This is a genomic window from Micromonospora sp. Mcm103 (genome assembly GCF_024519755.1).
Classification (GTDB): Bacteria; Actinomycetota; Actinomycetes; order Mycobacteriales; family Micromonosporaceae; genus Micromonospora; species Micromonospora aurantiaca.
Genome location: NZ_JALJRJ010000004.1, coordinates 343,254 through 364,067, shown reverse-complemented (window position 1 = coordinate 364,067; position 20,814 = coordinate 343,254). Strand labels below are relative to the sequence as shown.

The window sequence follows — 20,814 nt, the reverse complement described above, 5'->3', positions numbered from 1 at the left end:
CCTCCCCGCGATACCGCGGCACCTCTTCCCCTCCCGCCGGGAGGGTGGTTAGGCTAGCCTTAGCTTGGGTCGACGGCACGCGCCGACCGCAGGGCGACAGGACAGGGGACGGCCAGGTGACTGCGGTGATGCCGGGGCGCGACGCCGCCACCCCGCTCGCCCCGGTGACAGCGACCCTGCGCGCCATGTTCGGCACCGACGACCTGCCCGGGCTCGCGCCCGGCCTGCTGGTGCACGACGAGCTGGACCGCTGGTCCCCGGCCACCCGCCTGATCGACGGCACGCTGCTGTCCGAGTTCCTGACCCGCGCCGGGCGCCGCTGGGGCGGCACCCCGCACGCCTGTGCCGCGCTGGCCTGGAAGTCCTACAGCTACTGGACCGCGCTCCCAGCGGTGCTCGGGTGGGCGTCCGCCCGCCGGGTGCCGCTGCTCGACCCGGCCGACGTGCTCGTGCACTTCGAGGACCACCACCAGCTCCTCACGCTGGGGCTGCGCGCCTCCACCCCGGTGGCGGTGCTGCCGAGCGACCCGCTGGCTCTCGCCGGCGCTCCGGGCGTACTGGTGGTCCCGGACGAGGCGGCGCTGCTCGGCGCGCTGCGCGCGTCCCTGCTCGACGCCCACTTCGCGCCGCTGATCGGCGCCATCCAGGGCGAGGTCCGGATCGGCACCCGTACGCTGCTCGGCTCGGTGGCCTCCGGCATCGCCCACGGCATCCTGCGCGCGTCGGACGCACTGCCCGGCTCGGCCACCGCGGCCGTCGGCACGCTGCTCGGCGCGCTCGACCTGAGCGACCTGGTCGAGCTGGTGCCCGGCCCGGCCGGCGAGCCGACAGTGCAGCGGCGCACCTGTTGCCTGGCGTTCACGCTGCCCCGGCCCAAGGTGTGCCAGGGCTGCTGCGTCCGCCAGGCCTGACCGCTCAACCGACAAGCGGCCGGACGTCCCACAACCACACACCGCCGGTACGCCTCGGCGTGATCCCGCTCAGCTCCGTCATCGCCCGGCGCAGCGCCTCGGCCTGCGGAAGCCGGGGGTCGAGGATCACCGCGCCGGCCCGCCAGTAGCGCAGGTCGTCAACGGCGGCCACCCGGTCCTGCGGCGTGATCGGCGGAACCGCGTCGGTGCGCCGTACCGTCTCGAAGAACGTGCTGGTGGGGCGCGGTGGCGCGGTGAAGAGGGCGATCCGGTCCCCGCCGGGGCGGGTGTCCGGATACAGGAAGTAGCCGCGGGCCAGCGGCATGTCCAGCCGGGTCTCGGCGGACCAGCGCAGCGGGACCGCGTACGTGGTGTCGGGCAGCGGCAGCGTGACGATGCTCCGCCCGTCCGTGACATAGGGACGCCAGGCGCCGGAGGTGACGAACGCCGGGGTCGGGTCGAGGCGCTTCGCGGGCAGCGGGGTGGGCAGGATCGGCAGCAGCGCCATGGCGAGCACGGTGACGGTGACGAACCGGATCCGGTCGCGCGCGTCCGGGTGCCGTACGGCGAGCCGCCGGACCCGCTCGGCGCCGAGCGCGAGCAGCACGCCGATGATCGGGGTGAGCGCGAGCGACCAGCGGGTGGGCACCACCGAGTGCAGGACCGGCAGGTTCTCCAGCGCTGCCCACGGGCCGGGGATGCCGGTGTCCTGTCCGTCGTAGCGGATCTCCCGGCCGAGCGAGAAGAGCACGAACACCAGCCCGACCGCAGCCAGCCCGAGTACCACGGCGTTGCGGCGCATCCACCAGACCAGCGCGACCACCAGGACCACCAGCGGCCAGCCGAAGAACGCGTTCTCCTCGGTGGCGTTCTTGACCAGCGGTTCGCTGCCCCGGGCATCGCCCGCCACCGACTCCCGGGACCAGGCCACGTACGCGGCGAGGTCGGTGGAGTAGCCGCGGATCAGCGTGGAGAGCCCGCTGTACGCGCCGGGGCCGAAGAACTGGACCCAGAGCGGGTACGCGAGCAGCGCCCCGGCGACCACCGCGGCCACAGCGAGCCCGGCGGCGAACGGGCGGGCCGCCGAGCGCAGCGCGGGACGGCCGAGGGCGAGCGCGAGCACCACCACGCCGAGCCCGATGGCGGTCATCAGCAGGATCTCCAGATTGAGGAACGCCTGCCAGACGATCACCAGCCCGAGCAGGACGCCGTTGCGCAGCCACCGGCCGGGTTCGGCCAGGCGCAGCGTCCGCCAGATGATCAGCGGTACCACGAACTGGCTGACGATGTTGGGGTGCGAGTTGGCGTGCGAGACCATCGCCGGCGCGAACGCGCAGAAGGCGGCACCCAGCCACGCCGGACCGCGGGACTTCACGACAACTCGGGAGAGCAGGAAATACCAGGACACGCCGGTGGCGGCGAGCCCGAGAGTGAGGAAAATCAGAAAGGACCAGCGCGGACCCGCCCAGAGCGTTATCGGGGTCAGCGGCAATGAAACGGATAATACGGACGTATTAGCCATGAGATTGACGACATCCGGCACATTCATCCGGTCCGAGGTGAACGGATAGGCGAAATCAGTGACGACGCGAGCACCATGCGCCATCATCCATTCGAATTGCGCCTGATCTGTCCGATTGTCCCGGATGCCATTGCGCGGGTCGACCCACAGTCGAGCGGTCACCCAGCACGCGAGCAGCACGAAGCTGAGCACGGCGAGCGCGTCCAGCCGCCTGCCCTGCCCCGATTTCGGCGTGCTCGCGCCGCTTTCCGGAGTAGTCATGACATTTCAGAGCGTAGTCAGGGTATGACGGGCACGTGCAATGTTCCGGGGAATCACGTACTATGTGCCGAGTTCGCCGAACGCCGAACAGGCACCCCTCCGGATCACAATTCGGCCCCCCTCCGTCCCCCGATTTCCCCCTCAGCCATCCAGATGGTTGACTCTGACGGTCCAGGCGCGGGTCAGTCATATCGTGAGGAATCGACGCATGGCAGAAATCACTGGGGATCAGCGCGTCCAGTCCGAGGTGCTCGAAGGCCTGGCGACAGCTGTCAACCACCGGCAGTGGTTCGTCGAACTGGCGGTGCCCTACCTCGGTGACAACCCGATCGAGATCGGCAGTGGCCTCGGCGACTACGCCTCCGCCTGGGCGGCGTACGCACCCCGGATCACCGCCACCGAAGCCGACCCGGACCGGCTGATCCAGCTCAAGGAGCGGCTGTCCGACCACCCCGGCGTCGAGGTCCGGCAGATGCTGCTCCCGCACCACGAGCGCGGCGACTACAGCGCGGCCGTGTCCTACAACGTGCTGGAGCACATCGACGACCACGTGGGCGCGCTACGCAGCATGCGGGATCTGGTCCGCCCCGGCGGCGCCGTGGTCATCATCGTGCCGGCGTTCCAGTTCGCCATGAGCCCCGCCGACATCGCCACCGGCCACGTCCGCCGCTACACGAAGAAGACGCTCGCCGCGGCGATGACGGAGGCGGGCCTCACCGTCGAGCGGATCCACTACGCCAACGCGCTCGGCCTGATCGGCTACTTCATGGCCACCAAGGTCTTCCGGCTGATGCCGAAGGAGGGCCCGATGGTCAAGGTGTACGACACGCTCGTCCTACCGGTCACCAAGGCCGCCGAGCAGCGCGTCCGGCCGCCGTTCGGCCAGTCCGTCTTCGCCGTCGCCCGCGTACCGGCCTGAGGCCGGGCCGGGGGCCGTCGCGGCCCCCGGCCCCTCGGTCACTCCTTGATCTGGTACGTGGGGCGGATGACCGCCCGGGCCAGGGTGTGGAACGCCAGGTTGAAGCCGACGAAGGCCGGGCTGGCCCCAGCCGGGATGTCGAGGCGGTCCACGTCCACCGCGTGCACCGCGAACACGTACCGGTGCGGGCGGTCCCCGGCCGGCGGCGCCGCGCCGCCGTAGCCGGTGTCGCCGTAGTCGTTGCGGACGCTGAACGCGCCGTCCAGGTCGGCCTCACGCACGCCGGTGGGCAGCTCGGTGACGGACGCGGGCAGATTAACCAGCACCCAGTGCCAGAAGCCGCTGCCGGTCGGGGCGTCCGGGTCGAAGCAGGTGACCACGAAGCTCTTGGTCTCGGCCGGGAAGCCCGACCAGGACAGCTGCGGTGAGACGTTCTCGCCGCCGGTGCTGCCGTGCGCGTACCGCGCGTCCATCGGCTCGCCGTTGTGCACGTCGTCGCTGGTCAGGTCGAACGACGGCACCGTCGGCAGCAGCTCGTACGGGTCCGGGGCGATCGGTCGTTCCAGGGTCATCGAAACGGTCCTTCCGGGTACGCGAATGTCCTGCGCCCCTTCATACCCCGTTGGCCGCCCCACCGTGCTGTCGGCGCACCATCTCGTTGATCCAGACCGGCGCGTACGGGGACGTGCACCCAGGCGGCGTCGGGTAGTCCTTGAGCACGCCGAGCCGCTCGCCGATGCCGATCGCACGGTCCCGGTACGCGGCGTGCTCGATCCCGATCTGCGCCAGGCAATGGTTCATCGCCCACTGGAGGCGCTCCGGCGCACCGGCCATCTCCGCCTCGATCACGTCGAGCAGGCCGCCCAGGTCCAGCCCGTCCGGGTTCCGCGCCACCCGCTCGGTGGTCAGCGCCCAGCCGGCGCTCGCCACGACCGGATCGGGAGCGGCCGACCAGACCAGGCGCAGCGGCTCGGCGTGCGGGCTCTTCTTCACCACGTAGTTCACGAGCCAGTCGTGCACCTTCGGCGTCCGCGCCTCGCGCAGCATGGCGTCCAGCTCGTCCCGCCCGTACGCCTTCGGGCGGCAGATCAGCAGGGCCAGTAGACGCGCCGCACTGTCGCCGGTCGCCCACAGCTCGCGGGCCAGCTCCTGCTGCGTCTTCAGCCGCTTCGCGATCGCCCGCAGCTTGCCCAGGTTGACCCCGTGGTCGTCGCCGTGGCGCTCGTTCACCGCACGGATCTTCGGGTCGTCGAGCGCGGCCAGCTCGGCCGTCACCCCGGCCACCGTCGTCGTCTCCGCCACCAGGCCCTCCCGCCGTCGCCGCACCCCGCAGCCTACGACCGCCCGGGCCGCCGGTCGCCGGTCGCCGGTCGCCGGTCGCCGGTCGCCGGTCGCCGGTCGCCGGAGAAGAATGCACCCGAGACGCTTATGCCTCTCGGTCATATTTATGACCCAGAGGCATAAGCCGCATGGGCGATGGTTACTTCCGGGGCGACACGCCGATGCGTCCGCACGCGCGGCTGGCCGACGGCGAGATGGGAGTGGGCGGAGGGTGTGGGATTCGAACCCACGAAGACATCGCTGCCTTACCGGTTTTCAAGACCAGCGCCATCGGCCACTAGGCGAACCCTCCCGGCACGCCCCCGAGGGGTGCGCGACCGGGACCAGTCTGCCACGGACGCCGTACCGGGCAAGCCGCCGTCCCACCCTCGCTGCGAGAATGTGTGCGCGTAGGAGAGCCCAGCGGTGGTGCTGATCAGCGGAATCATGGCCGCCAGCAGGTCCACAGTGGCCGAAGGGCCGGCGCGGCAGCCGTCCCGGGCGGTGCACCTGCGCGGCGACGGGCGGATCGGGTAAGACTGAGTCATGCGCGCGATCACGATCACGGAACCCGGCGGACCCGAGGCGCTCGTCTGGACCCACGTGCCGGACCCGGAGCCCGGTCCCGGCGAGGTGATCGTGGAGGTGCGGGCGAGCGCGGTGAACCGGGCCGACCTGTTGCAGCGGCAGGGGCACTATCCGCCACCGCCGGGCGCGTCCGCGTACCCCGGTCTGGAGTGTTCGGGGACGGTGCGTGCGCTCGGTCCCGGCGTGACCGGCTGGTCGGTGGGCCAGGAGGTCTGCGCGCTGCTCGCCGGCGGCGGCTACGCCGAGCAGGTCGCGGTGCCGGCCGGGCAGTTGCTGCCGGTGCCGGCCGGCGTGGAGCTGGTCGACGCGGCGGCGCTGCCGGAGGTGGCCTGCACGGTCTGGTCGAACGTGGTGGACCTGGCCCGGTTGGCCGAAGGGGACACGCTGCTGGTGCACGGCGGCGGCAGCGGGATCGGCACGTTCGCGATCCAGCTGGGCGTGGCGCTGGGCGCGACGGTGGTGGTGACCGCCCGTTCGGCGAAGCACGAGCCGCTGCGTGAGCTGGGCGCCGCGCACACGATCGACTACCGCGAGCAGGACTTCGTCGACGAGGTACGCCGGGTCACCGACGGCCGGGGCGCGGACGTGATCCTGGACATCATGGGCGGGTCCTACCTGCCCCGGAACGTGGCGGCGCTGGCGACCGGCGGGCGGCTCGTGGTGATCGGCATGCAGGGCGGCCGCAAGGGCGAACTCGACCTGGGGATGCTGCTGGCGAAGCGCGCGGCGGTGCACGCGACGGCGTTGCGGTCCCGCCCGGTGGACGACAAGGCGGCGATCGTCCGGGGCGTACGGGAGCAGGTGTGGCCCCTGGTGGAGGCGGGCCGGATCCGGCCGGTGGTGCACGCCCGGGTGGACATGGCCGACGCCACCGCCGCGCACCGCCTGGTGGAGACGAACGACCACCTGGGCAAGGTGCTGCTGGTCCGGTGAGGGTCAGCCCTGGCCGGGGCGCGGCAGCATGAGGCGCGGGCCGGGGCCCTCGGCGGCGAGCGAGTCGCCGGGGTTGTAGAGCGTGCAGCGCTGCAACGACAGGCAGCCGCAGCCGATGCAGCCGTCCAGGTCGTCGCGGAGCTTGCCGAGCAGCCGGATGCGCTCGTCCAGCCGGTCCCGCCAGGCGCGGGACAGCGCGGCCCAGTCGTCGGGCGTGGGGGTACGCCCCGACGGCAGCGAGTCGAGCGCCGCGCGGATCTCGTCCAGCGAGACACCGACCTGCTGGGAGATCCGGATGAACGCGACCCGGCGCAGCTCGGTGCGGGCGTAGCGGCGCTGGTTCCCGCCGGTGCGGGCGGCGTGGATCAGGCCGAGCCGCTCGTAGTAGCGCAGTGCCGAGGGCGCGACGCCACTGCGGTCGGCGAGCTGCCCGATGGTCAGTGTTGCTTCGTGCATCACACGGCCTTGAGTTGAAGTTCGCTTCAAGTCCGAGGCTATCGGTATGACGACGACCACCGCCACCGACCTGGGCGCGCTCCTGGACCGGGTGCGCGCCGGCCGCGAGTTCGGCGCCAACGTGTACTCGACGCTCGACGTGCTCCAGGTGCTCTACGACCGGGTGCTCCGGATCACCCCGGCCACCCTGGACGACCCGGACCGGGACCGCTTCCTGCTCTCCAAGGGCCACGCGGTCGCCGGGTACTACGCGCTGCTCGCCGCACGCGGCTTCCTGCCGGCCGAGTGGCTGGACGACCAGGGTGGCCCGGCGAGCCGGCTCGGCGACCACCCGGACCGCACGCTTGTGCCGGGCGTCGAGATCGGTTCCGGTTCGCTCGGCCACGGGCTCGGGCTGGGCGTGGGCACCGCGCTCGGGCTGCGGGCCCAGGGCCGCACCGGACCCCGGGTGTACGTGCTGCTCGGCGACGCCGAACTGGACGAGGGCTCCAACCACGAGGCGATCGCGTACGCGGGCGCGACCGGACTGGGCAACCTCACCGCGATCGTGCTGGACAACCGCTCGGCCACGTACGGCTGGCCGGGCGGCGCGGCGAGCCGGTTCACGGTGAACGGGTGGAGCGCCGCAACAGTGGACGGGCGCGACCACGACGCCCTGCACACCGCCCTCACCGGGCACGACGATCACCGGCCGCACGTCGTCGTCGCGGTCGTCACGGACGGGGAGTGACAATGAGCAGCACCATGCGGGACGCGTTCGTCACCAGCACCGAGGAGGTGCTCGCCGATCCGCGGACGACAGTAGTGCTCGCCGACATCTCCGCCGCCGCGTTCGAGCCGGCCGCCGCCCGCTACCCGGACCGGGTCGTGAACGTCGGCATCCGCGAGCAGCTGATGATCGGGGTCGCGGGTGGGCTGGCGCTGACCGGGCAGCGGCCGATCGTGCACAGCTACGCCCCGTTCCTGGTCGAGCGGGCGTACGAGCAGATCAAGCTGGACCTCGACCACCAGGACGTCGGCGCGGTGCTCGTCGGCATCGGCGGCTCGTACGACCGGGCGGCGGCGGGACGCACCCACCTCGGGCCGGCGGACGTGGCGTTGCTGGACACGCTCGACGGCTGGACCGTGCACGTGCCGGGGCACCCGGACGAGGTCCGGCCGCTGCTGCGCGACGTGGTGTGCGGGCAGGACTCGGCGTACCTGCGGCTGTCCGTCCAGGCCAACGCGCAGGCGTACCCGCAGGCGGGTGACCTGCACGTGGTCCGGGACGCCGGGCCGGGCGCGCCCCTGCTGGTGGCCGTCGGTCCGGTGCTCGACGCGGCGGTCGAGGCAACGGCCGACCGGCCGGTCACCGTGGCGTACACCCACCGGCCGCGACCGTTCGACACGGCCGGGCTGCGGGCGCTCGCCGGGACCGAGGTGATCCTGGTCGAGCCGTACCTGGCGGGCACCTCGACGCGGGTGGTGTCGGAGGCGCTCGCCGACCGGCCGCACCGGCTGCTCGCGCTCGGGGTGGGCCGTAAGGATCTGCGCCGCTACGGCAGCGCCGAGGACCACGAACGCTGGCACGGCCTGGACGCGGCCGGGCTGCGCCGCTCGGTCGACGCGTTCCTCACCTGAGCGGCCCGGACACGGCGGAACCCCGCGACCTCGGCTCGTGCCGGGCTCGCGGGGTTCCGCCGGTGCGGGCTCAGTGCGCGGCGGCGGGACCGGCCGGGCGGCGGCGGGCGCGCTCGCGGGCCAGGATCCAGATCGCCTCGACGCCGTCCTTCCAGGTGATCTTCTTGCCCTCCTCGCGGCCCCGGGCGCGGTAGCTGATCGGCACCTCGTACGGGCGGATGCGGCGGCGCAGCAGCTTGCCGGTGACCTCCGCCTCCATGCCGAAGCCGCGGGAGCGGACCTGCAGCGAGCGGTACAGCTCCAGCGGCATCAGCTTGAAGCAGGTCTCCAGGTCGCCGATGTAGGAGTTGTAGAGCACGTTCGCGGCGAGCGTGACGCCCTTGTTGCCCATCACGTACCAGAAGCTGTACGAGCTGTGGCTGCCGAAGGTCCGATTGCCGTAGACGACAGTCGCCCGGCCGTCGAGCACCGGCTCCAGCAGGCGCGGAATGTCCTGCGGGTCGTACTCCAGGTCGGCGTCGAGGATGACCATGTACTCACCCTCGGCGCTGTCGACGGCGGTCTTGATGGCCGCGCCCTTGCCGGCGTTGCGCTGGTGGGTGATCACCCGCAGGCGGGCGTCGTCCACGCGGCCGAGGACCTCGCCGGTGCCGTCCCGGCTGCCGTCGTCCACGACGACGAGCTCGATCTCGCAGGGGTAGTCGACCGCCAATGCCTGCTTGAGGGCATCCGCGATACGTTCTTCCTCGTTGTAGACCGGCATGAGGATCGAGAGCTTCACGGAATCTCCACGGAGGCGATGGCAGGTCGGGGCATAGCGTAGCCTGGCACATTGCTCAGGTCACGACAGCCCGGGCACCCTATTCCTGGCGAAGTGGTACGACCACGAGCCGGGCCACGCTCCGGTCGCCCTCCTTGGCACCGGCCACCCCGACCGTCGTACCGATCTTGATGTCGCTCGATCGGATCGTGGTCCGGCGCTCGACCACCCGCAGCTTCTCGCCGAACGTCCACGTCACCGTGAAGCCGTCGGTGGACTTGACAGTCATCGACCTGTCGTCGATCGCCGTCACCTCGCCGCGCTGGACCGTGACGGTCTTCGTGCCTCCGTCCCTGGTCCGCACCACCGCCTCGCCGTGCAGCGTGTTGCGCCGCAGCAGCACCCGGGCCCGGTGCCGCTGGTGTCCCTGCTTCGCCCGCTCGCCCTCGCCGCCCGGCCCGGCCTTCGGGCTGCCGGAGGGCGCCGGCGCGGCCAGCGGATCCACGTCCAGTTCCCCGGCGTCGACGCCGAGCGCGGCGAGCGCCTGACCCTCCGTACCCAGGGCCGCGCTCACCTCGACCGCGTCGTCCGGTGCCGGGCCGGGCCGGGCCGCGCCGCACCCGGCGAGCCCGAGCGCGGCCGCGGCGAGCAGTGCGGTGGCGCCGGTGACGATTCGCTGACGTGCCATCAGTGGTCCTCTCTCGCGGTGACGACCCGAGCGTTCCGCACCGATGCGAGGAGACGGTCAAGCCGATGTTCGAGCCGCGTAAGGATCCGGCGGCACCCGGACGGTGAACGCGGCCCCGCCCTCCGGGGCGTGCCCGGCGGCGATGTCCCCGCCGAGCCGGCGGACCAGCCCGGCGGCGAGCGCCAGGCCGAGCCCGCTGCCCACCTTGCGCACCCCGCGGTACCGCTCGTGCAGCGCGCCGCGCTCGAACGCCACCCGCAGGTCGTCGTCGGTGAAGCCGGGCCCGCCGTCGCGGACCTCCAGCACCCCGCCGCCCGCCGGAACGTCGGCGCGGACCGCGAGCACCACCGGTGCCCCCGGCGGTACGACCCGCAACGCGTTCTCCAGCAGCCCGTCCACCACCTGCCGGATCCGGCCCGGATCGGTGTACGCCGGCACCGGAACCCCCGGCGTCTCCAGCCGGAACGGCACCCCGAGCGCCGCGTACCGGCCGGACCAGGCGCGCTCCGCGTCGGCGGCGAGCCCGGCCAGGTCGACAGGCACCGGTTCCAGGGGGAAGTCGACCGCCTCCAGCCGGGCCAGCGCCAGCAGGTCGCGGACCAGCCGGTCCAGGTGTTCGGCCTCGGCCAGCACGGTCCGGCCGGTCGCCGGCACCGCGTCGGCCTCGATCACCCCGTCGGCCAGCGCCTCGGCGTAGCCGCGGATGGCGGTGAGCGGGGTCCGCAACTCGTGCGAGACGGAGAGCAGGAACTCGCGCTGCCGCCCCTCGCTCGTGGCGAGCGCGGCGGCCAGGCCGTTCAGCGCGTACGCCAGGTCGGCCACCTCGTCGGGCGGCTCGACCGGTACGCGGACCGCCCGGTCCCCGGCACGCAGCCGCGCGGCGGCGGTGGCTGCGGTACGGATCGGCCGGGCCAGCCGGCGGGCGAGCAGCAGTCCGGCGGCCGCCCCGGCGGCGAGCCCGGCGAGCAGCGGCAGCCAGAGTCCCCGCAGCACCTGCCGCCAGGGCGCGGCGTTGCGGGCCCGGGTCAGCACCACACCGTCCCCGCCGGGCAGCGCCCGCGCCTCGACCAGCCGGCGTTCCCCGTCGACAAGCCGCCGGCCGGAGACGTTCTCGCCGCCGGCGACCCGCGTCACGAGCGGCCGGGGCAGGCCCGGCCGGTCGGCCCGGCCGTCCCGGATCACGTACACGTCGATCTGCTGCTGGCGCAGTTGCCGGATGAGCCGGTCCCCGGCGCCGTCGCGCTGGCGTGCCGGCCGTACCCGGAGCACGTCGGCGGCGAGCCGGGCCTGGGCGGCGAGCGCCTCCTGGTCCCGGCGTTCCGCGCCGCGTACCGCCAGGGGCACCGCGACGAGCGCGGTGACGAGCACCGACACCAGCGCCACCGCGCAGGTGGCGAGCACGGCGCGGGCGGTGAGCGTCCGCCCGGGGCGCCGGCCGGGCCGGACCGGCCCGGTGGCCGGCATCGGCGCCGCGGGCTGCGTCGGCACTGTGGGCGGCTCAGGCATCGGCGGCGTACCCGACGCCCCGATGCGTGCGGATCACGCTGTCCGGGCCGAGCTTGGCCCGCACCTGCGCCACGTGCACGTCGACGGTCCGGGTGCCGGCGTGCGCCGCGTACCCCCACACACCGGCCAGCAGTTCCTCCCTGGTGAACACCCGGCCGGGCCGTGCCATCAGATGAGCCAGCAGGTCGAACTCGGTGGAGGTGAGCTGCACCGGCGTACCGGCGGCGGTCACCGTGCGGCGGGCCGGGTCGAGTGTGACGGCGCCGAGCGTGCGGGGCTGCTCGGCGGGCACGCCCGCGGTGCGGCGCAGCACCGCCCGCAGCCGGGCGAGCAGTTCGCGCGGACTGAACGGCTTGGTGACGTAGTCGTCGGCGCCCAGTTCCAGGCCGACGACGCGGTCCACCTCGTCGTCGCGGGCGGTGAGGAAGATGACCGGCGTCCAGTCGCCGGCCGCGCGCAGCCGACGGCAGATCTCGGTGCCGGCCAGGCCGGGCAACGCGATGTCGAGCACGCAGGCCACCGGGCGCAGGCGTCGTGCGGCGGCCAGCCCGGCCTCGCCGTCACGTTCCAGGTGTACGCCGAACCCGTCCCGGGTCAGGTAGAGCCGGACCAGGTCGGCGATGGCCGGCTCGTCCTCCACCACGAGGACGAGCCCGGGCGGGGCGGCGGTGGTCACCGGCTCATGATGACCGACCGGCGACCGCGCGGCCGGTCAGGGAATGTTCGGATCAGGTAAGGAGGACGTCAGCGGGCCGGGGCGGGCCGCAGCACCGTCGGGCGGGCGCCCGCCGACGACTCGCCGATGGTCGCCACCACCCGCTCGGCCGGCGTACGCAGGCGGGTGCGGAAGGCGTGGTCGAGCAGGGCGTCGAGCTGCCACACCTGCTTCGGGTGGTGGGTACGCAGGACGAAGCGCTCGCGCACCCCGTCGATCGCGGTGGCCGCCAGCTCCACGCTGTGCGCGCGGGCGTCGGGGCTCCACGTCACGTTGCTCAGCTCGCGCAGTTCGGTGTTGAGGTGCAGGCGCAGCCGGTGCAGCACCCGGGTCTGCCGGGTGACCACCAGCCGTCGGTGGGTGAGGAGCATCAGGTAGTCGCCGCCCACCGGGTCGTCCGGGCGGCTGCACCGGGTGACCAGGATGGTCGCGTCGCCGGAGCCGACGCACCGGCGGAACACCGGCATGTGCCGGGTGACGGTCTGGGTCGCCAGGCCGGTCTCGGCGGCGGCCGGAAGGAACGTTCGCGAGAACACGTCCATGCCCGGTCCAACGAGCCGATGACCAGGGGTGATATGGGTCACGCCCGATTTCTGGAACTTCCACACGTGCAAGTCGCACCCGCGGTGCGACACCGGCGGCCGTTCGGATCAGAGCAGTTCGACGATCGTGGCGTTGGCCATGCCGCCGCCCTCGCACATGGTCTGCAGGCCGTAGCGGATGCCGTTGTCCCGCATGTGCTGGAGCATCGTGGTCATGATCCGCGCGCCGGACCCGCCGAGCGGGTGGCCGAGCGCGATCGCCCCGCCCCGCGGGTTGAGCCGCTCCGGGTCCGCCTCGGTCTCGGCCAGCCATGCCAGCGGCACCGGGGCGAACGCCTCGTTCACCTCGTACACCCCGATCTCCTCGATGCCCAGCCCCGCGCGGCGCAGCGCCTTCGCGGTGGCCGGGATCGGGGCGGTGAGCATGGTGACCGGGTCGTCGGCGGCGACCACTGCGGTGTGCACCCGGGCCAGCGGGCGCAGGCCGTGCCGGCTGGCCCACTCGGCGGTGGTGACCGCGAGCGCGGCGGCGCCGTCGGAGATCTGCGACGCGGACCCGGCGGTGACCACGCCGTCGGCGCGGAACGGGGTGGGCAGCTCGCCCAGCTTGGCCAGCGAGGTGTCGCGGCGGATGCCCTCGTCGGCGGAGAACTTGCCGCCGTCGGCGAGCGCCACCGGGGCGAGTTCGGCCTCGAACGCGCCCGCGTCCTGCGCGGCGGCGGCCTTCTCGTGGCTGGCGAGCGCGAACTCGTCGAGCTGGGTACGCGAGAAGCGCCACCGCTGCGCGATCAGCTCGGCCCCGACGCCCTGGTTGAACGGCAACGGGGAGTCCTCCGCGACGCCCTCGACGCCGCGGTAGCGCTCCAGGATCGCCGCGCTGAACGGCATGCCGCCGGCGACGCTGGAACCCATCGGCACCCGGGTCATCGACTCGACGCCACCGGCGACGACCAGGTCGGCCTGGCCGGAGAGGACCGTCGCGGCGGCGAAGTGCAGCGCCTGCTGGCTGGACCCGCACTGACGGTCGAGCGTGGTGCCGGGGACCGACTCCGGCCAGCCGGCGGCGAGCACCGCGTTGCGGGCCACGTTCCAGGACTGCTCGCCGACCTGCGACACACAGCCCCACACGACGTCGTCGACCTGGCCCGGGTCGATGCCGGTGCGCTCGGCGAGCGCGCGCAGCACGTGCGCCGAGAGGTCGACCGGGTGCACTCCGGCGAGGCTGCCCTTGCGCCGCCCGACCGGGGTCCGTACCGCGCCGACGATGACCGCGTCACTCATGTCTACTCCCCGGTAACCTCGCTTGCCCCGATCCTACGTGCTGATCCGACCGGTCGTCCTCCCCCGGCGTCCGGCAGGTGCGGCTGGCATGCTGGGCGGATGGATCCACAGTCGCCGCCGATCAGGCAGTGGCGGGTGCCGCGCGAGGTGCCGGTACTCAAGGCGGTGGGCGCGCTCGCGCTCGTCGCCCTGGGGCTGGTGTTCGCCGGCGGTGACCCGGTCCGGCCGGCGCTCGCCGGGCTGGCCGCCGCCGGTCTGCTCGCCTGGGCGCTGCGCGACGTGGTCGCGCCGGTCCGCCTCGCCGTCGACCCGGACGGGCTCACCGTGCTGCGGGGGTTCGCCGGGCGGCGCCGGTTGCCGTGGGACGCGGTGGAGGCGATCCGCCTGGACCGGCGCAGCCGGCGCGGGATCACCGCCGAGACGCTGGAGATCGACGCCGGGGAGTCGCTGCACCTGTTCGGCCGCCGCGACCTGGACGCCCCGCTGGACGAGGTGGCCGCGGCGCTGGACGAGGCCCGCCCCGCGCGCTGAGGCTCAGCCGAGCAGGGCGGCGGTGCGGACCAGCGTCAGGCCGATCAGTGCGACCAGCACGATCGCGCAGCCCGCCACCTGGAAGACGGTGCGCCGCGACCGGGGCGCGTACGCCAGGACCAGCGCCACCAGCGCGCCGGCCACCAGACCGCCGAGGTGCCCGGCCACCGAGATGCTCGGCACGGTGAACGTGAAGATCAGGTTGATCACCAGGATCGGCACGATCGCCGAGGTGTCCCGGCCGAGCCGCCGCATGATCACGAAGACGGCGGCGAACAGGCCGAACACGGCGGTCGAGGCGCCGGCCGTGAACCGGTTCGGCTCGGTGAAGACGTACGCGGCGACGTTGCCGCCGAGCCCGGCGAGCAGGTAGAGCGCCAGGAAGCGCAGCGGCCCGAGCACCGCCTCCAACGTCCGGCCGAGCACCCAGAGCGCCCACATGTTCAGCAGCAGGTGCAGCACGCCGTAGTGCAGGAACATGGCGGTGACCAGCCGGTACCACTCGCCGTCGGCCACCCCGCCGACGTGCCCGTCGGGGAAGCGCGCCAGGCCGAGCACCGCACCCCACTCGGTGAGCGGCGTCCCGTTGCCCATCAGGCCGCCCAGGCCACCGCCGGCCACCGCGGTCCCGCTGCGGGCCGAGAGGATGGACAGCAGCATCATCGCCACGTTCAGCGCGATCAGCGCCTTCGTGACGTTGCCCTGGCGGCCGGCGGCACCGCCACCGAAGGCGGTACGCGCCGGCCGCACGCTGCGGCGGCCCTCGGCGACGCACTCCGGGCACTGGTGGCCGACGGAGGCGTCCCGCATGCACTCGGTGCAGATCGGCCGGTCGCACCGACTGCACCGGATGTACGTCTCCCGACCGGGGTGCCGGTAGCAGACCGGAGTGGTCGGCACCGGACCCCCGGTGGCGTCGCCTGGCTGGCCGGAGCGCTCAGTCATGCGAGCAAAGGTACCCGCGTGCCGGTCAGGACTGCTTGTGCTCGATCTCGACCCGCTCGATCACCACGTCCTGCAGCGGCCGGTCGCTCGGGCCGGTCGGGGTGTTGGCGATCGAGTCGACCACCTTCGCGGACTGCTCGTCGGCCACCTGCCCGAAGATGGTGTGCCGGTTGTTCAGGTGTGGCGTGGGCGACACCGTGATGAAGAACTGCGAGCCGTTGGTGCCCGGCCCGGCGTTCGCCATCGCCAGCAGGTACGGCCGGTCGAAGCGCAGCTCGGGGTGGAACTCGTCGGCGAACTTGTAGCCCGGACCACCGCGGCCGGTGCCGGTCGGGTCGCCCATCTGAATCATGAAACCGCTGATCACGCGGTGCGAGACGGTGCCGTCGTAGTACGGCCCGCTGCCCGGCTGACCGGTACGCGGGTCGATGTACTCCCGGGTGCCCTCGGCCAGCTCCACGAAGTTGCGGACGGTCTTCGGCGCGTGGTTCGGGAAGAGCTCCAGCCGGATCGGGCCGGCGTTGGTGTGCAAGGTGGCGTAGACAGCCTCGGCCACGGGTACTCCTCACTCGTAGTTCAGTTCCTTGCGGATCCTCCCATGTGCCCGATCTGGCCATGCGGAGGCATTCGAAGGTGGAGGATGACGAAGGAACAACTCCCAGGAGGTGGGACCGTGTTTGGAATCGGGCGGCGAAAGACCCAGGGCCAGCTCGCCAAGGTCGAGCTGAACCAGGGCATCGGTCACCTGAGGCAGGCCGCCACGCACGCGGCGAAGGGTGCCGGCGCCACTGTCGGCCCGCGGGTCCAGGCAGCCCGGGTCGCCGTCGCGCCGACCGCGGTCCTGGTCCGGGACCGCGCCTCCAGCGGGTTCGCGTCGACCGCCGCGGCGCTCGCGCCGGTGCTGCTGGCCGTGCGCAACGCCCGGGTCGAGGCCGCCGGCAAGGCGTCGGACGGCCGCAAGGTGATGGCCAAGAAGCAGGCCGCGATGACCAAGAAGGCGAAGAACATGAAGGCCGGAAAGAAGAAGCAGCGCAGGTCGCGGGGCATGACCGCGGGCCTGCTGGTGGCCGGCACCGTCGCCGGCCTGGCCGGTGCGATGGCCATGCGCCGCCGCCGCGAGCAGCAGGAGTGGGCCGAGTACGACCCGACCGGCACGCTCGGCGCGACGGGCACGCTCGGCGCGACCGGTCGCGACAAGCTGGAGCCGATGCGGGAGGACGTGGACACGATCGTGGTGGAGACCCCGGACGCGAGCGCGAAGGTGACGCAGGCCGGCCCGACCGGCGCCGGCTCCTCGGCGGTGGCCAAGGGCAGCAGCGCGTCGACCGCCACCTCCGGCAGCCAGCCGGTGATCCACCCGACCGACCAGGTCCCCTCCGTCGCCGAGGGCGCCCGGGACGTCTCCGGCCGCCCGGCCGACGACATCTCCAAGGCCGTCCAGGCCGGCAAGAACGCCGCGAAGGCCGCCGGTCGCCGCTGACCTCCTACCGTCGGATCAGCGTCGGCACGCGGGAGACCCCGCGTGGCCGGCGCTTCCGCGTGTCCGGGGGGCGCGGCCTGCGGCGGCCCGCCGTGGCACGGCGGTTACAGCCAGCCGTTGCGGCGGAACAGACGGTAGAGCGTGAAGGACGCCACGAGCATCAGCGCCCAGACGCCCGGATAGCCGTACGTCCATTTCAGCTCGGGCATGTTGTCGAAGTTCATGCCGTAGATGCCGGCGATCGCCGTCCACACCGCACCGATCGCGGCCCACGCGGCGATCTTGCGCATGTCGTTGTTCTGGTCGACGGTGACCTGGGCCAGCCGGGCCTGGAGGATCGAGTTGAGCAGGTCGTCGTAGGAGTTCACCTGCTCGACCGTGCGGCTGAGGTGGTCCTGCACGTCGCGGAAGTAGCGCCGTACCTCCTGCGGCACCGCGCGGTTGACCTGCGAGGTGAGCGTGATCAGCGGGCGCTGCAACGGCACCACCGCCCGCTTGAACTCGACCAGCTCCCGCTTCATCTGGTAGATCCGCTGGATCCGGCCGCTGCTCTGCCTGTCGAAGACGTCCGCCTCCAGCACGTCGAGGTCGTCCTCCAGCCGGTCGGCCACCTCCAGGTAGAGGTCCACCACCCGGTCGGTGATCGCGTACGCGACCGCCCACGGGCCGTGCCGCAGCAGGTCCCGCTTCGCCTCCAGGTCGGCGCGCACCGGCGCCAGCCGGCAGGCGTCGCCGTGCCGCACGCTGATCACGAAGTGCGGCCCGATGAAGAGCATCACCTGGCCGGTCTCCACCACCTCGGAGTTCTCGGTCAGCTCGGCGTGCTCGCAGTAGCGGGCGGTACGCAGCACCAGGAAGACGATCTCGCCGAAGTGTTCCAGCTTCGGGCGCTGCTGGGCTTTGACCGCGTCCTCCACGGCCAGCTCGTGCAGTCCGAAGGTGGCGGCGATCTCGGTCATCTCGGTCAGGTCCGGCTCGTGCAGGCCGAGCCAGACGAAGCCGTCCCGCTCCTGCCGGGCGGAGGCCAGGGCCTCGGCGTACCCGGGTCGGCCGGGGCGGCGCTCGCCGTCGACGTACAGCCCGCAGTCGACGATGCCGCTGCGTTCCGGGCCGGCCGGCTGGGGCGTACGCGGGGAGCCGTCCGCGTTGAGGATGCGGGACATCGCGCGTACCGGGGCCGACCAGGCGCGGGGGCGCAGGGCCCGGCTGCCGTCGGTGCCGGCGGTTCGGTCGCGTGCCACCCGGTCCGTCATCTCTCGCCCCCCTTCCCCTGAAGCTGCGGCTTGCAGGTTACGCCGACCGGCGGGAACCGCAGCGCGGGCGCGGGTGCGGGGGACGGGCGGTTGCGACGGGCGTCACGCGGCGGCGCCGGGCGGGCCGGGCCGCGTCAGGGGGGTGAGGGGCGACACGGCCCACCCGGCACCCCTTGGGGGCGGGAGTGATGCTGGGCGTGCCGCCGGCCCGGCCGGTCGTCCGGCGTGCGGGCAGGTCACCTGCCAAAGGTGAGCGGCACTCGCAGCATTGTGGGGCTGCCGGCCGGTTCAGCGGGAGAGCCGAACCGGCCAGCGGGGCCTTCTTGTCAGAAACCCGACAGAAAATCAGCCGCGTACGGCGGCCATCGCCTCCGCGAGACGCCGCACACCCTCGTCGATCCGGTCCGCGGTGACAGCCGAGTACGCCAGGCGCAGCGCGTGCCGGCCGCCGTCGACCATGAAGTCGCTGCCCTTCACCACCGCCACGCCGCGCTCGGCGGCAGCCGGGGCGAGCCGATCGACGTCGACGTCCTCGGGCAGCTCCACCCAGAGGAAGTAGCCGCCGTCCGGCTCCACGAACCGGGCCTCCGGGATGTGCCGGCGCAGCGACTCGGCCAGCACCGCCGACCGCTCGCCGAGCGCCGAACGGACCGTCCGGATCGACTCGTCGATCGCGCCGGAGACGCAGAACTGGTGCACGATCGCCTGCGCCACCATGCCGGGCGAGATGTAGAGGTTGGTGGCCCGCTTGGCGATCGCCGCGATCAGCTCGGCCGGGCCGACCAGGTAGCCGACCCGGACGCCCGGGCAGACCGTCTTGGTGAAGCTGGAGGCGTGCACCACCACGCCCCGGCTGTCCATCGACAGCATCGAGGGCAGCGGCTCGCCCCGGAACCGGATGTCCGCGTACGGGTCGTCCTCGAAGATCGTGAACTCGTACTCGGCGGCCAGGTCCAGCAGCTCACGGCGCTTCTCCAGGGAGAGCGTCACGCCCGCCGGGTTCTGGTAGTTGGGGATCACGTGGGCCAGCCGCGGCCGCACCCCGGACTCCAGCAGCTTGCGCAGCTCGGCGGTGTCCAGGCCGTCCGGCTGGATCGTCACGCCGTGCACCTCGCCGCCCATCTGCTTGAGGTTGAGCAGCGTGCGGTCGTAGGTCGGGCGCTCGACCACCACCGCGTCGCCCCGGCGGACCAGGTGGTCGAAGAGGAACGCGTCGGCCTGCAACGAGCCGTTGGTGATCAGCACCTGGTCGGCCTCGACACCGTGCTTCTCGGCGATCCACTTCCGCAAGGGCGGGTAGCCGACGGAGGTGCCGTACGCGGTGACCCCGGCGGGGTCGGCGTCGAAGGCGCGGACGGCGGCGGCCTTGAGCCCTTCGACATCGACGATGTCCAGCGAAGGCGCGCCACGGGCGAACGAGATCAGCTGCTCGGCGGTCATGCGCAGAGCCTAGGGCCTGGCCCGGCGGGTCCGACCGCGATACACGCGAAGTTCAACATGCGGGCGGCCGGCCGGGTCACCGGTGCGTCCGGGGGATCCGAGACCGCCTCGCGACTGTCTACGATCCGACGGACGCTGGCGCCGGTCCGACCGGACGCCGAAGGATGACGGGTCGCGGCAGACCCGGGAGAACAAGGGATGAGGCTCGTGACCGAGGACGAGGCGGGACGGCTCGACGACCAGCGGTTCGCGCAGTGGCTGGCGACCGAGGCCGGCAAGGCGCTCACCGCGCTGCGGGACCGGCAGGGCTTCGCCGACCCGAAGGCGCTCAAGGACGCCGGCGACCGCGCGTCGCACGAGCTGATGACGGCCGCGCTGGCCCGGCTGCGGCCGGCCGACGCGGTGCTCTCCGAGGAGGAGGCCGACTCGCGCCGCGCGTGGGCGGACGGCGAGCGCGCGCCCCGGCACGAGGCGGACCGGGTCTGGATCATCGACCCGCTGGACGGCACGCGCGAGTTCTCCGAGGAGGGCCGGGACGACTGGGCGGTGCACGTGGCGCTCTGGCAGCGCTCCGCCGCCCCCGACGGCGCCCTGGTCGCCGGCGCGGTCGGCATGCCGGCCCGGACCACGGTGGACGGTACGCCGCTCGTGCTCGGCACCACCTGCCCGCAGCCGAAGGCGTCCGACGGGCCGATCCGGATCGCGGTGAGCCGCAGCCGCCCGCCGGCGTTCGTGGGCGAGCTGGTCGAGATGCTCGGCGCCACCGCCGTGCCGATGGGCTCGGCCGGTGTGAAGGTCTGCGCGGTGGTGACCGGCGAGGTCGACGCGTACGTCCACGCGGGCGGTCAGTACGAGTGGGACAGTGCCGCCCCGGTCGCCGTGGCGCTGGGTGCGGGCATGCACGCGTCCCGGATCGACGGATCGCCGCTGCGCTACAACCGGGCCGACCCGCGGCTGCCCGATCTGCTGGTCTGCCGGCCCGAACTGGCCGACCAACTGCTCGACGCGATCGCCCGGACCGGGGTCGAGATGCCCGCTTCGACCGTCACCGGTGACCAGGGTGAGGCGTTCGGCTGAGTGTCACGGTACGTACGGCCAGGTGGATGAGGGTTATCGTCGGGCAGGTATGCGTGGCGATCTGAG

22 protein-coding genes and 1 tRNA gene are annotated in these 20,814 nt (G+C 73.0%); 8 read left to right on the top strand and 15 right to left on the bottom strand.

Annotation, left to right across the window (positions count from 1 at the left end; translation table 11 throughout):
* Positions 1–128: 128 nt before the first annotated feature.
* Entirely contained in the window at positions 129–911 is a 783-nt protein-coding gene (locus OC439_RS08930; protein WP_262013033.1) for a hypothetical protein, read from the top strand.
* A 4-nt stretch (positions 912–915) separates the two neighbouring features.
* On the opposite strand, the gene OC439_RS08925 is transcribed toward OC439_RS08930, so the two are convergent.
* Positions 916–2,694 carry a hypothetical protein gene (locus tag OC439_RS08925; RefSeq protein WP_262013010.1) on the bottom strand — a complete coding sequence of 593 codons (1,779 nt, stop codon included), beginning with the start codon at positions 2,692–2,694 and terminating at the stop codon, positions 916–918.
* 208 nt (positions 2,695–2,902) lie between these two features.
* Between OC439_RS08925 and OC439_RS08920 the strand changes: the two genes are divergently transcribed.
* Entirely contained in the window at positions 2,903–3,613 is a 711-nt protein-coding gene (locus OC439_RS08920; RefSeq protein WP_194800391.1) for a class I SAM-dependent methyltransferase, read from the top strand.
* A 38-nt stretch (positions 3,614–3,651) separates the two neighbouring features.
* On the opposite strand, the gene OC439_RS08915 is transcribed toward OC439_RS08920, so the two are convergent.
* The 3 genes from OC439_RS08915 to OC439_RS08905 form a co-directional block, all read right to left on the bottom strand.
* A complete protein-coding gene (locus OC439_RS08915; RefSeq protein ID WP_091413270.1) occupies positions 3,652–4,185 on the bottom strand; it encodes a YbhB/YbcL family Raf kinase inhibitor-like protein in 534 nt (177 codons plus the stop codon).
* A 40-nt stretch (positions 4,186–4,225) separates the two neighbouring features.
* A complete protein-coding gene (locus OC439_RS08910; RefSeq protein WP_262013009.1) occupies positions 4,226–4,915 on the bottom strand; it encodes a DNA alkylation repair protein in 690 nt (229 codons plus the stop codon).
* Between the two features lie 244 nt (positions 4,916–5,159).
* A tRNA-Ser gene (locus OC439_RS08905) sits at positions 5,160–5,246 on the bottom strand.
* A gap of 233 nt (positions 5,247–5,479) precedes the next feature.
* Here OC439_RS08905 and OC439_RS08900 point away from each other — a divergent pair.
* Positions 5,480–6,454, top strand: a complete 975-nt coding sequence (locus tag OC439_RS08900; RefSeq protein WP_262013008.1) for an NAD(P)H-quinone oxidoreductase — start codon at positions 5,480–5,482, stop codon at positions 6,452–6,454.
* A gap of 3 nt (positions 6,455–6,457) precedes the next feature.
* Here OC439_RS08900 and soxR read toward each other — a convergent pair whose 3' ends face one another.
* Positions 6,458–6,910: a redox-sensitive transcriptional activator SoxR gene (soxR, locus tag OC439_RS08895; protein WP_262013007.1), complete on the bottom strand. Its 453-nt coding sequence runs from the start codon at positions 6,908–6,910 to the stop codon at positions 6,458–6,460.
* A gap of 46 nt (positions 6,911–6,956) precedes the next feature.
* Between soxR and OC439_RS08890 the strand changes: the two genes are divergently transcribed.
* Together OC439_RS08890 and OC439_RS08885 are read left to right on the top strand one after the other, a co-directional pair.
* Positions 6,957–7,640, top strand: coding sequence for a transketolase (locus OC439_RS08890; protein WP_262013006.1), 684 nt, complete (start codon positions 6,957–6,959; stop codon positions 7,638–7,640).
* A 14-nt stretch (positions 7,641–7,654) separates the two neighbouring features.
* Positions 7,655–8,530, top strand: coding sequence for a transketolase family protein (locus OC439_RS08885; RefSeq protein ID WP_262013032.1), 876 nt, complete (start codon positions 7,655–7,657; stop codon positions 8,528–8,530).
* Between the two features lie 70 nt (positions 8,531–8,600).
* Here OC439_RS08885 and OC439_RS08880 read toward each other — a convergent pair whose 3' ends face one another.
* The 6 genes from OC439_RS08880 to OC439_RS08855 all read right to left on the bottom strand — a co-directional run bounded on the left by OC439_RS08880 (position 8,601) and on the right by OC439_RS08855 (position 14,022).
* A complete protein-coding gene (locus OC439_RS08880) occupies positions 8,601–9,311 on the bottom strand; it encodes a glycosyltransferase family 2 protein (RefSeq protein ID WP_135242490.1) in 711 nt (236 codons plus the stop codon).
* A 79-nt stretch (positions 9,312–9,390) separates the two neighbouring features.
* Entirely contained in the window at positions 9,391–9,978 is a 588-nt protein-coding gene (locus OC439_RS08875; RefSeq protein ID WP_262013005.1) for a hypothetical protein, read from the bottom strand.
* A gap of 57 nt (positions 9,979–10,035) precedes the next feature.
* Positions 10,036–11,484 carry a sensor histidine kinase gene (locus tag OC439_RS08870; protein ID WP_410054902.1) on the bottom strand — a complete coding sequence of 483 codons (1,449 nt, stop codon included), beginning with the start codon at positions 11,482–11,484 and terminating at the stop codon, positions 10,036–10,038.
* Positions 11,477–12,160, bottom strand: coding sequence for a response regulator transcription factor (locus tag OC439_RS08865; RefSeq protein WP_194800383.1), 684 nt, complete (start codon positions 12,158–12,160; stop codon positions 11,477–11,479). Before OC439_RS08865 ends, OC439_RS08870 begins: the two co-directional genes overlap by 8 nt.
* 68 nt (positions 12,161–12,228) lie before the next feature.
* A complete protein-coding gene (locus OC439_RS08860; RefSeq protein ID WP_262013004.1) occupies positions 12,229–12,741 on the bottom strand; it encodes a hypothetical protein in 513 nt (170 codons plus the stop codon).
* Positions 12,742–12,849: 108 nt separating this feature from the next.
* Positions 12,850–14,022 (bottom strand): thiolase family protein, encoded by a 1,173-nt coding sequence (locus OC439_RS08855; RefSeq protein WP_262013003.1) that lies wholly within the window; start codon positions 14,020–14,022, stop codon positions 12,850–12,852.
* Positions 14,023–14,121: 99 nt separating this feature from the next.
* Between OC439_RS08855 and OC439_RS08850 the strand changes: the two genes are divergently transcribed.
* Positions 14,122–14,553 (top strand): PH domain-containing protein, encoded by a 432-nt coding sequence (locus tag OC439_RS08850; RefSeq protein WP_186461602.1) that lies wholly within the window; start codon positions 14,122–14,124, stop codon positions 14,551–14,553.
* A gap of 3 nt (positions 14,554–14,556) precedes the next feature.
* Here the strand turns inward: OC439_RS08850 and OC439_RS08845 are convergent, their stop codons facing one another.
* Positions 14,557–15,498, bottom strand: a complete 942-nt coding sequence (locus tag OC439_RS08845; RefSeq protein ID WP_199733151.1) for a rhomboid family intramembrane serine protease — start codon at positions 15,496–15,498, stop codon at positions 14,557–14,559.
* 25 nt (positions 15,499–15,523) lie between these two features.
* Positions 15,524–16,054, bottom strand: coding sequence for a peptidylprolyl isomerase (locus OC439_RS08840; protein WP_194800379.1), 531 nt, complete (start codon positions 16,052–16,054; stop codon positions 15,524–15,526).
* Between the two features lie 84 nt (positions 16,055–16,138).
* On the opposite strand from OC439_RS08840, the gene OC439_RS08835 reads away from it, so the two are divergent.
* Positions 16,139–16,978, top strand: coding sequence for a hypothetical protein (locus OC439_RS08835; protein ID WP_262013002.1), 840 nt, complete (start codon positions 16,139–16,141; stop codon positions 16,976–16,978).
* Positions 16,979–17,082: 104 nt separating this feature from the next.
* Here OC439_RS08835 and corA read toward each other — a convergent pair whose 3' ends face one another.
* Both corA and OC439_RS08825 read right to left on the bottom strand, forming a co-directional pair.
* Positions 17,083–18,231 carry a magnesium/cobalt transporter CorA gene (gene corA, locus OC439_RS08830; RefSeq protein ID WP_262013001.1) on the bottom strand — a complete coding sequence of 383 codons (1,149 nt, stop codon included), beginning with the start codon at positions 18,229–18,231 and terminating at the stop codon, positions 17,083–17,085.
* 345 nt (positions 18,232–18,576) lie between these two features.
* Positions 18,577–19,671: a PLP-dependent aminotransferase family protein gene (locus OC439_RS08825; RefSeq protein ID WP_262013000.1), complete on the bottom strand. Its 1,095-nt coding sequence runs from the start codon at positions 19,669–19,671 to the stop codon at positions 18,577–18,579.
* Positions 19,672–19,869: 198 nt separating this feature from the next.
* Between OC439_RS08825 and OC439_RS08820 the strand changes: the two genes are divergently transcribed.
* Entirely contained in the window at positions 19,870–20,748 is an 879-nt protein-coding gene (locus tag OC439_RS08820) for a 3'(2'),5'-bisphosphate nucleotidase CysQ (protein WP_262012999.1), read from the top strand.
* The last annotated feature ends 66 nt before the right edge of the window (positions 20,749–20,814 follow it).

Excerpts from the sequence above, each read along its gene's own strand:
- OC439_RS08920 (WP_194800391.1), top strand. The coding sequence starts at position 2,903 with ATGGCAGAAATCACTGGGGATCAGCGCGTCCAGTCCGAGGTGCTCGAA.
- OC439_RS08825 (WP_262013000.1), bottom strand. The coding sequence starts at position 19,671 with ATGACCGCCGAGCAGCTGATCTCGTTCGCCCGTGGCGCGCCTTCGCTG.
- OC439_RS08835 (WP_262013002.1), top strand. The coding sequence starts at position 16,139 with ATGACGAAGGAACAACTCCCAGGAGGTGGGACCGTGTTTGGAATCGGG.
- OC439_RS08860 (WP_262013004.1), bottom strand. The coding sequence starts at position 12,741 with ATGGACGTGTTCTCGCGAACGTTCCTTCCGGCCGCCGCCGAGACCGGC.
- OC439_RS08885 (WP_262013032.1), top strand. The coding sequence starts at position 7,655 with ATGCGGGACGCGTTCGTCACCAGCACCGAGGAGGTGCTCGCCGATCCG.
- OC439_RS08890 (WP_262013006.1), top strand. The coding sequence starts at position 6,957 with ATGACGACGACCACCGCCACCGACCTGGGCGCGCTCCTGGACCGGGTG.
- OC439_RS08855 (WP_262013003.1), bottom strand. The coding sequence starts at position 14,022 with ATGAGTGACGCGGTCATCGTCGGCGCGGTACGGACCCCGGTCGGGCGG.
- OC439_RS08820 (WP_262012999.1), top strand. The coding sequence starts at position 19,870 with ATGAGGCTCGTGACCGAGGACGAGGCGGGACGGCTCGACGACCAGCGG.
- OC439_RS08870 (WP_410054902.1), bottom strand. The coding sequence starts at position 11,484 with ATGCCTGAGCCGCCCACAGTGCCGACGCAGCCCGCGGCGCCGATGCCG.
- soxR (WP_262013007.1), bottom strand. The coding sequence starts at position 6,910 with ATGCACGAAGCAACACTGACCATCGGGCAGCTCGCCGACCGCAGTGGC.
- OC439_RS08900 (WP_262013008.1), top strand. The coding sequence starts at position 5,480 with ATGCGCGCGATCACGATCACGGAACCCGGCGGACCCGAGGCGCTCGTC.
- OC439_RS08930 (WP_262013033.1), top strand. The coding sequence starts at position 129 with ATGCCGGGGCGCGACGCCGCCACCCCGCTCGCCCCGGTGACAGCGACC.
- OC439_RS08850 (WP_186461602.1), top strand. The coding sequence starts at position 14,122 with ATGGATCCACAGTCGCCGCCGATCAGGCAGTGGCGGGTGCCGCGCGAG.
- corA (WP_262013001.1), bottom strand. The coding sequence starts at position 18,231 with ATGACGGACCGGGTGGCACGCGACCGAACCGCCGGCACCGACGGCAGC.
- OC439_RS08925 (WP_262013010.1), bottom strand. The coding sequence starts at position 2,694 with ATGACTACTCCGGAAAGCGGCGCGAGCACGCCGAAATCGGGGCAGGGC.
- OC439_RS08845 (WP_199733151.1), bottom strand. The coding sequence starts at position 15,498 with ATGACTGAGCGCTCCGGCCAGCCAGGCGACGCCACCGGGGGTCCGGTG.
- OC439_RS08915 (WP_091413270.1), bottom strand. The coding sequence starts at position 4,185 with ATGACCCTGGAACGACCGATCGCCCCGGACCCGTACGAGCTGCTGCCG.
- OC439_RS08875 (WP_262013005.1), bottom strand. The coding sequence starts at position 9,978 with ATGGCACGTCAGCGAATCGTCACCGGCGCCACCGCACTGCTCGCCGCG.